10 protein-coding genes and 1 pseudogene are annotated in these 13,924 nt (G+C 48.2%); 5 read left to right on the forward strand and 6 right to left on the reverse strand.

Going from position 1 to position 13,924, the window contains the following annotated elements; translation table 11 throughout:
• Positions 1 to 109: 109 nt before the first annotated feature.
• Positions 110 to 1,066, forward strand: a complete 957-nt coding sequence (locus tag CWB99_RS01290) for a bile acid:sodium symporter family protein (protein ID WP_138553279.1) — start codon at positions 110 to 112, stop codon at positions 1,064 to 1,066.
• Here CWB99_RS01290 and CWB99_RS01295 read toward each other — a convergent pair.
• Positions 1,063 to 1,827, reverse strand: a complete 765-nt coding sequence (locus tag CWB99_RS01295; protein WP_138553280.1) for a J domain-containing protein — start codon at positions 1,825 to 1,827, stop codon at positions 1,063 to 1,065. The genes CWB99_RS01290 and CWB99_RS01295 overlap by 4 nt on opposite strands.
• 2 nt (positions 1,828 to 1,829) lie before the next feature.
• Positions 1,830 to 3,521: a molecular chaperone HscC gene (locus tag CWB99_RS01300; protein ID WP_138553281.1), complete on the reverse strand. Its 1,692-nt coding sequence runs from the start codon at positions 3,519 to 3,521 to the stop codon at positions 1,830 to 1,832.
• 248 nt (positions 3,522 to 3,769) lie between these two features.
• Here CWB99_RS01300 and ctlX point away from each other — a divergent pair, with 248 nt between their 5' ends.
• From ctlX to CWB99_RS01320, 4 genes and pseudogenes are all read left to right on the forward strand, one after another.
• Positions 3,770 to 4,684: a citrulline utilization hydrolase CtlX gene (gene ctlX, locus CWB99_RS01305; RefSeq protein WP_138553282.1), complete on the forward strand. Its 915-nt coding sequence runs from the start codon at positions 3,770 to 3,772 to the stop codon at positions 4,682 to 4,684.
• Positions 4,685 to 4,725: 41 nt separating this feature from the next.
• Positions 4,726 to 6,186 carry an alanine/glycine:cation symporter family protein gene (locus CWB99_RS01310; protein WP_249331591.1) on the forward strand — a complete coding sequence of 487 codons (1,461 nt, stop codon included), beginning with the start codon at positions 4,726 to 4,728 and terminating at the stop codon, positions 6,184 to 6,186.
• 308 nt (positions 6,187 to 6,494) lie between these two features.
• Positions 6,495 to 6,668, forward strand: a pseudogene (locus CWB99_RS01315) (IS110 family transposase); the annotation flags it as partial.
• Positions 6,669 to 7,008: 340 nt separating this feature from the next.
• Positions 7,009 to 7,260, forward strand: coding sequence for a TIGR03643 family protein (locus CWB99_RS01320; RefSeq protein WP_138553283.1), 252 nt, complete (start codon positions 7,009 to 7,011; stop codon positions 7,258 to 7,260).
• A gap of 14 nt (positions 7,261 to 7,274) precedes the next feature.
• On the opposite strand, the gene CWB99_RS01325 is transcribed toward CWB99_RS01320, so the two are convergent.
• From CWB99_RS01325 to CWB99_RS01340, 4 genes are all read right to left on the reverse strand, one after another.
• Positions 7,275 to 7,916 (reverse strand): cohesin domain-containing protein, encoded by a 642-nt coding sequence (locus CWB99_RS01325; RefSeq protein ID WP_171045231.1) that lies wholly within the window; start codon positions 7,914 to 7,916, stop codon positions 7,275 to 7,277.
• 61 nt (positions 7,917 to 7,977) lie between these two features.
• Positions 7,978 to 10,104 (reverse strand): dockerin type I domain-containing protein, encoded by a 2,127-nt coding sequence (locus CWB99_RS01330; RefSeq protein ID WP_138553285.1) that lies wholly within the window; start codon positions 10,102 to 10,104, stop codon positions 7,978 to 7,980.
• Positions 10,105 to 10,247: 143 nt separating this feature from the next.
• Positions 10,248 to 10,865 carry a response regulator transcription factor gene (locus CWB99_RS01335; RefSeq protein ID WP_138553286.1) on the reverse strand — a complete coding sequence of 206 codons (618 nt, stop codon included), beginning with the start codon at positions 10,863 to 10,865 and terminating at the stop codon, positions 10,248 to 10,250.
• Between the two features lie 281 nt (positions 10,866 to 11,146).
• On the reverse strand, positions 11,147 to 13,471 hold the full coding sequence (locus CWB99_RS01340; RefSeq protein WP_138553287.1) for a TonB-dependent receptor: 2,325 nt from the start codon (positions 13,469 to 13,471) through the stop codon (positions 11,147 to 11,149).
• Positions 13,472 to 13,924 lie beyond the last annotated feature (453 nt).

A 13,924-nucleotide genomic window follows, 5' to 3' on the forward strand; every position in this document is an offset into this window, starting at 1 on the left:
CCTAACCTTATCATAAAGATGAGAAAAAACGAGTACAGTGGCAGGATTTGTTTTCGCCTGTTAATAAGGTATAAAAAAGACACTTTTGCTTTCAAACCGAGCGCTTACTATGCTGCGTCTTGTCATTCAACTGTTCCCCGTATGGGCCATTGCACTAAGTGTGTGCGCGTTCTATTCACCGGCGCCATTTGTCTCCTTAAAGGCCGCCATTATTCCTCTGCTGGCGTTCATCATGCTGACCATGGGATTAACCCTGACACCTGGAGACTTTCGCCATGTTCTCAGCCAGCCTAAAGCTGTATTGACGGGACTTGTCTTGCAGTTTAGCGTGATGCCGGTGGTGGCCCTGTTGATTGCTATGTTGTTTCAGTTTGATGCTGATCTGACTCTGGGCATGGTGCTGGTTGGGTGTGTCGCCGGAGGCACGGCCAGCAATGTGATGTGTTTTCTGGCCAAAGGTGATGTCGCTTTATCTATTTCCATGACAGCCATGAGTACCTTGGCTGGCGTGATCCTGACTCCTTTGCTGGTTGAGTTACTGGCCGGTCAGGTGGTGGATATCCCGCTGGCCGGAATGATGCTGAACTTACTCAAAATCGTGTTGTTCCCGGTACTGGCAGGTGTGTTGATTAATCATTTTTTCAGCGATGTAGTGAAAAGGTTCACACCTTTATTACCCCTGTTTTCTGTGGCTGCTATCGTGCTGATCATCGCGATTGTGGTGGCGTTAAATGCTGCTACCTTGCCAACCATAGGGCCAATTGTGGCGTTGGCTGTGGTGCTGCACAATACGACAGGGTTGTCACTTGGGTACCTGGTTGCCAGACAGCTGGGTTTACCTGAAAAGAGTTGCCGAACGATAGCACTGGAAGTGGGGTTACAAAACTCGGGTCTGGCGGTTGCGCTGGCGATGAAGTTTTTTGCCCCGGCCAGCGCGCTGGCCGGGACTTTGTTTTCGATTTGGCACAATGTCAGTGGCTCGGTGCTGGCTGCCTGGTGGCGCAAGCGCAGCCGTGGCGCTCAACCTCTACCAGCCCAGCCGCCACATGAAATGCCCGATGCTTAGATAGAAATCATGATCAGGCCCAGAGCACAGAGAATGGTCAGACCGATAAACAGATTCGCAATGTTACTGGTGTCACCAACTGGCTCAACACGAATTTCTGGTTCTGGCATCTCTTTGTGGGTCATGTTGTAAAAGTCGGGATGACCCACCTGCTCCTCCAGCTCCTGATCTTCCGCCCAGTCAAAGTGCAGGTTTAAAAACACCAGGACTTCTATATCCAGTGGAGTGACCTCTGCTCGCTCCGACTTTTGATAGTTCAGTATGGCGTAAAATATCCGGTGCGAGGCCGCTCGACGGTTTTGCACATCCACGCAGGCAGGGTGTTCAATCAGTAACTGCCAGGCACCTTGCTGATTGCGGCGATAGGAGTTATCCAGCAGCTCCGCCAGTTCTTTTTCAAACTCCTGCATTTCCTGATTGTTAGCAGGTATGCTCGGTTCAACATGGCTTACGTGTTGTTCCTGGGCGGAAAAATCGGGTTGCTCGGTTGCTTCGGGCAAAGTGGCTGGGGGCGCAGTTTCTGGCTCAGCCTGAGTATCAGGCTGGCTGTGCAGCGCATCTGTTGAGCCCAGTTTTACGCGTTGCTGTGGTTGCTCATCCAGATAAGCTAAAGCTGCATCGTAGGCGGCACGCAGTTGCTGAAACCCTTCGGGATCTTCATCGGGTTTACACAACTTAAGTTTACTTGTGTAGGCACGTTTTATGGTCTTTTTATCGGCACCGGGGTCGATGCCCAGTACTTCCCAGGGATTGTCTGTCACTTTTATTCACCTAATTCATCTAAAAACTGCGCAATTTCCTGATATGCCTGATCGATACGCTGGCTGTCCTGACTGCTTAATGCGGCTTCCCAATATGTGATTAATTCTGCGATTTGCTCACGATATTGGGCACGGCTTTGTTCGTAGATGCGCTCCAGTTTTGCCATCAGCAGTCGGTTACGTTGCTGCGCTCTTGGGTGCACTTTGAGCTTTTGCATTTTCTCTTTTAGCTGGCTCTTTTCCCTGTCCGTCAGCGTGGACGATGATTGCTCAAAGGTCTGGCTGAAAGTTTGCTGTGTGCTTTCTACCGTAATGTCTACGTCCAGCAGGCCACTGATATCGTAAGTAAAGCGTACCCGGATCATTTTGTCACCAATGTCGCCTGACTTGGGCAGCGGCACATCAATTTCACCCAGTTTGATATTGTTTTTGACATAGCGGCTTTCACCCTGAAACACCGTCACCAACAGCTGCTTTTGATCTTTGTGGACAGGAAAAAAAGTACGCTCTTTGCTGCATGGTAAGACCGTGTTGCGCTCGATAATAGGGGTAAAGTATCCACCGACCTTGCCATCGGTATCGTGTTCATTGTGGGTATCAGTGCCCAGACTGAATGCAGAAACGTCGGTCAGCACCACATCATCCAGGGCTTCATTTTTATCTACCAGACCTGCCTGAATACCCGCGCCAAGAGCAACTACCAGATCAGGGTCGAGCTGGGTGGTTGGAAAGCACTTGAGTGCTTTGATAAGGCATTGTTTATAGATATTCATGCGCGATGCGCCGCCAACCATCACAATGTGGTCTATGTCTGAAGGGCTCAGACCTGCGTCATTAAATGCCCGCTCAATGGGTGAGAGTAAGCGGTTTAGCAGCGGCTGACAGATGTCGCGCATTTTCTCTTCAGTGAGCTCGTAGCTCAAGGTTTGTCCGCTTAGTTCTATGTCAAAGCTTGATTGCTTTTCGCCACTCAAACGACATTTACACTCGTCAATCAAACGGGTCAGATTTTGTTGCTGATGTTCGTTAAGTTGCTGGGGCTCCAGCTGGTGCTGGCGCAAAAAATCTGAAATCAGCAAGCCGGTAAAGTCTTCACCACCGAGATGGTTGTCGCCTGCGGATGCTTTGACTTCCATCACCCGGTCGAAGTATTCCAAAATGGTCACATCAAAGGTGCCGCCGCCCAGGTCCAGGATCAGATAATGGGTGTCATCTTCTTCAGATCGCAGGCCATAGGCCAGCGCCGCCGCAGTGGGTTCATTGATCAACCGTAACACTTCCAGTCCGGCGAGTTCGGCTGCCAGTTTGGTGGCCTTGCGCTGATAATCGTTAAAGTAGGCTGGCACACTGATCACGGCTTGCGTCACAGGCTGTGACAACTGGGCTTCGGCATCTGCTTTAAGAGATTTGAGCACCAGGGATGATAACTCAGCAGCACTATAATGTTGCTTGCCCAGTGTTACGGTGCGCTGCGTACCCATATAGCGTTTAAACAGCGCGGTGGTTTGCAACGGGTGTGAGATCAACCGCTCCTTTGCTGATTTGCCTACCAATACTTCGCCGCTATTGTCGATACCAACTACTGAGGGTGTCAAATAGTCGCCCAAAGAGTTGGGGATTAACACACTTTGTTCGCCATCCCAATAACTGACTGCACTATTGGTTGTGCCTAAGTCGATACCTACCGTGATCATCACTACTTCCTGAGTTTGTAAAACCAGCGCCTAGTGTATTGACTTTGGGTATGGGAGTAAATCACTGCTACCGTTTTTGCATTTATTTTCTTATAGTCGTAAATCGACGAAAAAATATTCTGGGTAGTTGTACGTCTATTCTGTACACCTTGTCAGCGCAGGGCGCAGGCTTTCGAGCTTGCAAACCAGTCTTGCAGCATAAAAGGTAACGAATTTTTTCAGTTTTAGTTAAGAGAGGTATCTCAGTTATGTTTCCACAAGCGCCCAGTGCCGTTGTGATGATCCGGCCACACCATTTTTTGCCCAATGAAGAAACCCGGGCCGACAACAGCTTTCAGTCTCAGGACCAGCAATTTGATGGCGGCATCAGTCAACAGGCTTATGAACAAGTATCGCGTGTGGCAGAGCAGTTGGAAGAGGCGGGTGTAAGGGTCCACTTGTTTGAAGATCTGGGCACGGATACGCCCGACTCGGTATTTCCTAACAACTGGTTTTCGACGCATGCCGGAGGACAAATTGCCATTTACCCTATGTATGCGAAAAATCGTCGCAGGGAACGTCGCACAGACATTATTGAGCTGCTTAAACGTGAGTATCGGGTACAAGATGTGATCGATTATTCTGGTCTGGAATACGACGAACTGTTCCTGGAAGGCACGGGGGCTATGGTGCTTGACCATATCGAGCGCGTTGCTTATACGGCGCGATCTAAACGCACGGATTCACATGTGCTTGAGCGTTTTTGTAGTCACTTTAATTTCGAACCTATGGTGTTTGATGCCATCAGTGAGCAGGGGGTTCCTGTCTATCACACCAATGTCCTTTTGTGTGTTGGCAGTGATTACGCGTTGGGTGGGTTTGACATGATTGTGGACCCAAAACGGCGCGCAGAAATTAAACAAAGATTGCAGCTCGCAGGTAAAAAGCTGATAGAGTTGAGTGAGGCGCAAATCAATGCGTTTTGTGGCAACGCCCTGGAACTTAGCTCAGACAAGGGTCGTATTTTGGCGCTGTCACAAACGGCATATGATGCACTGGCGGCAGAACAAATAGCGGTACTAGAGTCATGTGTCAGCTTGTTACCGCTGGACGTCTCTGCAATAGAACTCGCGGGCGGTTCAGTGCGCTGCATGCTGGCGGGTGTGCACTTATCCCGGCGTTAGACGACGGGAACAAAAATAATAATTACAACAGGCAGGTGAGTATGATGGCATTTATTGTAGACCCGATTAACAATCTTCTTTGGGGACAGGGCCAGATACTTATTTACCTGCTGCTGATCGCCGGAGTGTGGTTTACCTGGCGACTGAAATGTGTTCAGTTTCGCCATTTTGGCCACATGTTCAGTGTGATGAAAGGTAGCATGAGTGGAGACAGTTCCGGGATCAGTTCTTTCGCTGCATTGTGTACCGGCCTATCTGCGCGGGTGGGCACAGGAAACCTCGCCGGCGTGGCAATGGCTATATCTCTGGGCGGTAGCGGTGCGGTATTCTGGATGTGGGTCATTGCGCTGCTTGGCATGGCGACCGGGTTTGCAGAGAGTGTCTTAGGTCAGTTGTATAAAGTCCGGGATGAGCATCGTGAGTTTCGCGGCGGCCCTGCCTATTACATTCGTGCAGGTCTGGGTAAGCCTAAACTGGCGGTGGTGTTTGCGCTGTGTTTATTCCTGGGGTATGGCTTTAGTTTCAGCGCCATGCAGGCTAATACAATTGCTGAGGCACTCAATAATACCTTTGCCATTAATCCGCTTTATACAGGCCTGGTGATTGCCGCGCTGGCTGGCATGATAGTGTATGGCGGCTTGCGCAGTATCGCCCGGTTTGCTGAACTGATCGTGCCATTTATGGGCCTGGCGTTTGTCGCAACGGCTCTGGTGATCTTAATTATCAATATTACCCAAGTGCCAGCTATGTTGCTGGATATTATTCAGTCGGCATTTGGCCTGACCGAAGCCGGTGCAGGGGCATTGGGCGCAGCCATTAAAAATGGTATCCAGCGAGGGCTGTATTCAAACGAAGCCGGGGCAGGCAGTGTCCCCCATGCTGCTGCAGGCGCGACACCCGTGCCCAATCATCCGGTTGCGCAGGGATATGTGCAAATGCTCGGTGTGTTTATAGATACTCTGGTGTTATGTAGCTGTACTGCTGTGGTGGTGCTATTGTCAGGGTTACCTGTCAGCGGCGAAATGGCGGGGATCAGTCTCACTCAAAACGCCATGCAGTCGCACTTTGGAGAAGCGGGCGAGTATTTGATAGCGGCCGCAATTACCTTGTTTGCTTTTACCTCTGTGGTGGCCAATTACGCTTATGCAGAGAGCAACCTGCACTTATTTAAATTGGATAACAAAGCAGGGCGCCTTGGTTACACCGCGGTTTACCTGGCTATGGTATTGTGGGGCGCAAGCGCCACCTTGCAACAAGTCTGGAGCCTGGCAGACATGGCACTGGGGTTAATGACCTTAGTGAATATTTACGCCATCATTCAACTCACCCCAACCATTATGAGTCTGACCAAAGACTATCAGGCCCAGAAAAAGTCGGCCCAGACAATCCACTTCGACCCTACCAAAGTAATCTACCAAGGCTCCCTACACGAGGATGTTTGGGTTCAGCAAGACCGAAGCAAAGCTTCGCAGCTTGCTGAACGCTCAGCCATGGACGGATGAGCCGGAAGCCCTCCACATGGAGGTGTTTCCACTCGTACCTAAGATTAAGTATCTCTTTTTTTGCGAACGCGAGACATGGATGTTGATGACACGCGTTACGCGCCGGAAGCCCTTCACAAGGAAGTGTGCCCACTCGTAGCTTAATATAGACCGAAGCAAAGCTTCGCAGCTTGCTGAACGCTCAGCCATGGACGGATGAGCCGGAAGCCCTCCACAAGGATGATGAGATGAACACCTCAAGTGCAAACGGCGTCGCAATGCGCCAATATTGATTTGACGATTCAATATAAATCACAAGAGGTGTTCAAATGAAAGTATGTCTAATTGGAATGGATTTGGCAAAAAATACGCTTCAAGTCTGTGGTGTTAACCAGACAGGAAAGCCTATTTTTAATAAAGCACTAAAAAGAAACAAGCTGTTGCCATTCCTGCTGAACTATCCAGACGCTATTGTCGCTATGGAAGCTTGTTCAGGCTCAAACGTTAGCCTGTAAGCAGATACCGGCTCCAGGCCGGTATGACCATGGTGTAGGTCGTTCATGTTTACAGATTGACTGTGATAACCTGCATACTAAGCGTTGTCATTGTGCATGATGCGTAAATCTACAAAGTACTTATACGGTTTGTACTCATCTCAGGGTGTCAAAAAAGCTCGGAGATAAGTACTTCATTTTCACAGTACTGGACTGAATTGCTATTTCACTATCGCACACCCGCGAAATTCTCCAGCCCATAAAAAGATCATAAACTATCTAAACCACAGAGCCTTTTGGCTCGTAATGTCACTAACTAATAAAGCTGGACAAGTCCTGAGAGCACATAATGCAGTTAACGAATGATGAGCAATCAAGAGTCATCGAGATGGCGTGGGAAGACAGAACGCCGTTTGAAGCCATCGAGCAGCAATTTGGATTAAACGAATCTGCGTTGATCAAGCTGATGCGTACTCACCTTAAGCCTGCCAGTTTTCGATTGTGGCGCAAGCGGGTTAGCGGTCGGACAACCAAGCACAGCAAGTTACGTCCTGCCGAGGTTTCCAGGGGCTATTGCCCGACACAGTATAAGCAGCGTTAACCAGCCGCTTTTATCTAAGCTGGCTGACCAGCGTGTGAGGCAGCAGGTCGTCTGCGCATCAAGAGTCCACCCAATATCATTAACAGCACCACAGCAGCTGAGCCAAATGCCCAGATCTGATTTCCTGAGGCTGGTTTATCTTGAACCTGATAGCTGGCGTCGAAACTCAAGGCCAGAGGGGCCTGGGGTACGTACACATATTTTTCGCCGTTGCGAGTACCAAATTCAGCACTTTGAATGGAGATCTCTGCGTTGGTGGCGTTATCGGGTGCAGTAAAATAAAGTCGGGCCAGGCGTCCACTACCAAGCGCACTTTTTGCCGGAGCGACCTGACTTACGATATACTGGATCTGACCTTTTTGAGAGTCTGCCTGGTTACGCAGGGTATACAGGTGATCCTCATCGAGAAAGTGGCCCTGTTCAAGCTGAACGCCTTTGGCTTTAGTGTCCTGATCAATCAAGGTCATGGTCCTGGCGTCGTAGTTGAGGGTTAGCTGTACGCCATACACTTCTGGCAAGCCGTCCACCATCACATCCACATAAAACTCGCTGCCGGTTTTAATGTGCGGATCCGAGGTATTAAGGTAAATACGTCCTTGCTCTGCAAATGCACTCAGACTCACCAGTAACACGGCAATACACACTATAAATTTCATCTTGTTGCTCCTTAAAATTGATATAAAGGGGTTAGCGTTAAACCCTAACCCCATTTATTAGTTACCAGCTTTGTGGTCCTTGTTTACCAAAGTTGGCACCCAGCAGGGTTAAATCTCGCAGGTTGATGGCGCCGTCGCGGTTAAAGTCGGCAGCCATGACGTAGCCATTTTGTTGACCTTCTATTGAGCGATAAGCGCCCAGCAGCAGGGTCAGGTCGGCAATGTCGATTTGGTTATCGCCATTGCTGTCACCGCCCACCAGGTTGATCTGACCAAAGTCGATATCAGCCTGACCCGCTGCCAGGTTGACCTGTTTTTCGGCCGTGAGATATCCCGGAGCACTTAACGCCATGGTGACGTTACCCAGGCCAACGCGGACAGAGAAGCTGCCATCCGGGTTAATGGTGACGGGCTGGCCGTTGATTAAGAGCGTCACAAAGGTGTAGTCGCCAGCGGTGCTCAGGCTGGAAATGTTGCCAGTTAAGGTGACGGACTCCGCAATGGTGAAGGCGTAGTCGGTACTGTTTTGTAGCAGGTAATTGCCTTGCTGGTCGGTCATTTGCGCTTGCAGGGTTAGATTAACGGTGCCCGCTTGCTCGGCAATCAGAGTAACAGCGGCAAAATCGCCTTCGCCCGACTTGGCGGTGGCCGGGGCCATCAGTGCGAGGGCACCATCCCATTGGTTGTCACTGATACCCATGGGCACGGATAAACGTTCATCCGACGGTAGAAACTCGCCATATTCACCACCAGAGATACGAGCTTTGCTGGTGTCACTCAGGCTCACCACGGCATCCAGGCCATATACATCGGCGCCCAATACGTTCAGTGGAAGCGTCAGTATGTCACCTTCCAGCACGGGAGATGGTGGTAAGGACAGAGCCATGGCATTGACAGGTACTGCTTCAAGCTGAAATCGCTGAGCATAAATATTGTAGTCTCCGACTGGTTCTTTGTGAGACCAGCCAATCACGAAGTCATTGGAGGTTGTAGCCTTGATAATGGGTGATACCTGTTTTTCTTGCGTTATATTGTTTACCAGGAACTCAGCACCGTGAGCTGTATCATCGGCTGTGAATACTTGCGCATAAACCCCGTCTTCGCTGCCATCTTGCTCAGTGCTTTGCCAGCTTATGATATAACCCCCATTGTCCAAAGCGGCTATAGATGGAGAAGACTGAACACCACCGCTAAAGGTGTTTACCTTAAACTCACTACTTTGTGCAACGCCGGTTGTATCATAGCGTTGAGCATAAATCCCTCTGCCAGCACTTTGCCATGTGATTAGAAAGTCACCGTTACTCAGTTGTGTACTTTTGGCTGAGGATTGTATAGATAATGCATATCCATTTGCTCTATATGCGCGACCTATAGTAGCTCCGCTAGCATCGAACCTTTGTGCACCGATCCCGTCATTATCTCCACCTATCTTTCCGCTCCAGACCATAAAAAAGCCACCGTTATTGGTGTTAGTAATATGTGGAGCGCTGGCATCTTGAACTGCATCGGTTTGTGCTACCTCTGTGCCATCAGCAGTAAAAACCTTTGCGTAAGAATAGTATTTATTACTAATACCACTGCGTCCATTAAACACATCTGTCCAGCCAATCGCGAATCCCCCGTTGTCAATAGCGGTGATTGAATGGCCGGCAAATCGCGCCGTGGTTGAAACGCCAACATAGATCTCGGTAGGACTGGCATAAACCTCAAAAGCTTGCCCAATAGGTGTTCCATCTTCCTGAAATTTTCTTGCAAACAGTTTTGACTTTGATTCACTCTGTATCCAGGAAAATACTAAGCTACCATCTGCCAATTGTGCGACCTTTGGCGTGATTTGATCACCAGTCGTTTCGCTGTTAACCCTGAATTCACTGCCCACAGGTTGACCTTGCGCGTTGAAACGTTGTGCATACACACCACTACCATCTCCATCTTGCTCTTGACTCATCCAGGTCGCAATAAATGTTCCATTGCCGAGTGGCGTTATGTCTCTCAAAAGCTGGTCATTGTCAGTATGCGTATTGACCAAAAATTCATTGCCAACTTTTAGAGGTGTTTGTGCCTGGCTGAGAAAGGGCAAGCTACATAAAAAAACAGGCAAGGTTGCACGAACAATACGTGCGCCCAAAGAGAGAGGATGGGCTGAGGTAGCCCGCTTTTCTGTTGCTTTTTTAGATACCATTTTCATTGTCAGTTCCTTGAATATATTGGGTATAAAATATTGAAATTACACTTCATCGAAATGCCTGCATAAATTACAAAGACAGCTTGTAGAGATAAATAGGGTATTTCCCCTATATCGGCTCAAATGCTTGTGCTGTGTCGGTTAAATTACAGCGATAAGCCTTGCTCAATCGCAAAACGCACCAGCTGAGCGGTTTTTTTAAATCCCAGCTTTTTCATAACCCGGGTACGGTGTGCATCTACTGTTTTGGCGGAGATAAACAGGGCTTTGCCAATTTCCTTGTTGGTTTGGCCCAGGGCAATATGGTGAATGACTTCTTTTTCCCGAATGGTTAACTCAAAATCAGTTTTATTATTACGATAGCTTTGCAATTCAGATTGATGGCTGTCACTGATGTATTGCCCGCCTGTGTGTACAGTATGAATAGCTTTGATCAGCGAGTGAAAGGCGTCGCTTTTGGGCAAGTACCCATGTGCACCTGCCTCGAGTGCATTGTCGATCACTTTTATGTCGCTATGCATGGTGAGTAAAATCACCCGGGTTTTTAGGCCTCGCGCTTTGATGCGCTGACACACGCTGAGCCCGCTGACTTCGCCCATTGTAATATCGAGAATGGCGATATCCGGCTCGTGCCTGAGAATGTGCTGCCAAGCCTTTTCACCGGAATCAACATCGGCAATGATAGAGCCGACCCTGGCAGTTTGGATCAATGCAAGCAGTCCCTGCCTGACGATATGGTGGTCATCCGCAACGATGATTTTCATTATTGTTTTTATTGATGGGTAATTTCTTATATTTCAACATATTACTAGCTTACATTGAAACGTTATCGGTACTGAGCAAGTAATTAGGTTTAATTTTAAGCTGCTTTTATAGACAGCTTTTTGTGAGTGGAAAACTTATTAACAAACCAGGAAAAACAATGAAATATACGGGAAGTTGTCACTGTAAAGTGGTGCAGTTTGAATTTGATGGTAGAAATCAGTTGTAAAGCAAATAGCCGCCATGCGACGGCTATTTCACGGGTAAGTTTGCTCAGGAGAGCTTAAAATTCCATTTGAAAAGTCAAAGAGACCTGACGAGACTTACCAATATATTGCTGACCGTAACTGGTAAACATCTTGCCCTCATTGTCGGCTTCTTTGAAGTAACTGCGGATATAATCTTTGTCGAGTAAGTTTCTGACATCCAGACGCACGCTGTAGTTATCCCACTTGTAACCCACTTGCGAGTTCACAATTAAGCGATCATCATTCACCGGTTCATTATTAAGGGCGTACTTGTCCGCTTCCAATGACACTTTAGGGTTCATGTAAGCTAAGCTTGATCCTGTGTATTTGGCGTTAACGTTGACGTACAGGCCATTGTCAAAGGTGTAGTTGGATGCCACATTGGCTGTCCATTCAGGAGCATCGGCGAACGGACGACCTGTCTGTGGGCCAAACTCGGTGAACTTGGTTTTTGCCAGGCCTGCCCCCGCGGTAACTGACCAATTTTTGCTTGGGTAATAGAATACTTCTGCCTCCCAGCCTTTTACCTCAGATTCACCGGCGTTGACGGTTTCTGTGTCGTACAGTGCTCCAGAAAGGCGTTGTTTTACCTGCTGATCTTTCCATTTCAGCATAAATGCATTGGCATTAACCACCAGCTTGCCATCTAGCCATACGGAGCGGAACGATAACTCATAGTTGTCGGTGTACTCCGGCTCGTAACTAAAGATACGAGAGCGGGCCATGTTAAAGCCAACCCCACCTGAGCGGTAACCTTTTTGGTAAATAAAGCTGGTCGATATATCCTGATTAAAGTGATAGGTCGCGCCCAGTTTAGGCAACCAGGCATTAAAGTCTTCAGTTGACTCAGGTTCTACGCCAGAGGCTGAAGCAGCAAAGCCATTCAGATAAGCATTGATCCCAGTTACAAGTGGGCTTAATTGTGCTGGTACCTGAGTTGGATCAGGTAGGTGGTTATCTATCGTGTAAGCGTTATCTGCGCTATTGGTTTGCTCTTCTGTGTCGTATCGCAGGCCAGCCAGTAAATCGATTTGATCTGTGACTGACCAGGTTACATCACCATAAATTGCTGCCGTCTTAATTTTTTGTGCTAAACCGTAGTTCATATTAAGGACAACAGGGTCGATATTAGGATACAAAGGCGCAGCCATCGCTGCTGTTTGCGCTGCAACTTCAACAGGAAGCCCTTGTTGCATCAGTAATCCGGTAACAGCCGTTGTAAAGTCCGATACACCCACCGCTTGTTGCAGGGTCAGGACACGTTGTCCCTCAGCTCGGTCATCAACATCAACCTGTGATGCATACAAGCCAAACGCGGCCTGAATATCGTCAGATTCATAGGTTAATCTGAGTTCCTGACTAAAGGTTTCATCTGTACGGCGATTGGCATTGTCTTTGACAATCTGGGTAGGTTGCATATCGCCATCCCAGTTATAGCCATAGTCAGATTCGTTGTATGTGGTAATGGAGTGGAATGATGTTGTCTCATTCACATCCCAGGTAACTTCCAAGTTATAGATATCGGTTTTGGTTTCTTCCCAGATTGGAGAGTTGAAATCTACGGTACGGTCAAACGGAGACTCACCAAAGTCGTAAAGACTCCAGAAAACACCAAAGCGATTTTCATTATTGGTGTAAGTCAGTAGCACATCGATGTCGTCATTTGGTTCAAACAGCACTTTGGTGCGCAGGGTCTGGCTTTCTTCGAAATTAGACGTATCACCGCGAGTAATGTTGTCAATGTCACCGTCGGTTTCTTTGTCTTCATAGCTGACTCTGAATGCCAGCATATCGTCTATCAGTCCCATACCACCGGCGAACGCAAATTCCTGCTGACCGTGTTGGCCAACGGTGGCTTTAAATTTAGCGGATGGCTCATAGGTTGGGTCTTGCGAGCGGATCATAATGGCACCCGCCAGTGCGTTGCGCCCTTGCAAAGTCGACTGAGGACCCCGGAACACTTCAACCTGCGCCAGATCCCAGACAGACAATCCGCCACTTTTAACCATACGAAATGGCAGCGGTGCGCCATCGAGGTACATACTGGTTAAGAAGCTATTACCGCCGCCTGATACTGAGAACGAGTCAACGCCACGTATTCTGAAGCCATCATTAAAGTCGCCAGATACGTTTGGCATCATAGAAAAGGCGTCATTGATATTCTGTAGGTTGTTTTGTTCCATGTCCTTGCTGGTAACGACTGCAACACTGCTTGGGGTGTCTTGCAAAGTCCGGTCTATCTTTTGACCTTGTACAACAATTACATCCAGTTCTTTTGTTTCATCTGCAATAGCGGTTGATGCAGTAGCGACAGAAACCAGTGCTAAACCAACAGATTTAGCCAGAATATTCAATTTCATACGTTAAGCTTCCAGAGAGTTTAGAGAGAGTTAAATTATTTTTCCGGGAATGATACTTGATTATTCTAAAAACACAAATGATATCCACTATCATTTGCAAGTGCGGACCTAAATAATCTCTTTTGTTTATCTCACTCTACGGTAGTCAATTGATGCGGCAATTTGATGGAGTACCCGCGGTCATGTAACAGTTGCCTGATTAGTGCTTCTGGTTGTGTTGCAGATCAGGTGTGAGCACACCTCATTGACAGGGGCAGTCATCTGCACTGTTAACAGTCATTCACGAAAAAGAGTGTACCCGATGGATTAGTGCCCGCTGAGGCTTTGTTGAATGTTGCGAAACAAACTCTGAACCTGACTGCGAATGCCATCAGAATTAGATCTTCTTAATATCAGGCTTTTTCAAATAAATCATGCCTCTAAATGTTTTTGTCTTGTATTTTTGTGGCGTCA

This window comes from Pseudoalteromonas rubra (assembly GCF_005887095.1).
Classification (GTDB): domain Bacteria; phylum Pseudomonadota; class Gammaproteobacteria; order Enterobacterales; family Alteromonadaceae; genus Pseudoalteromonas; species Pseudoalteromonas rubra_E.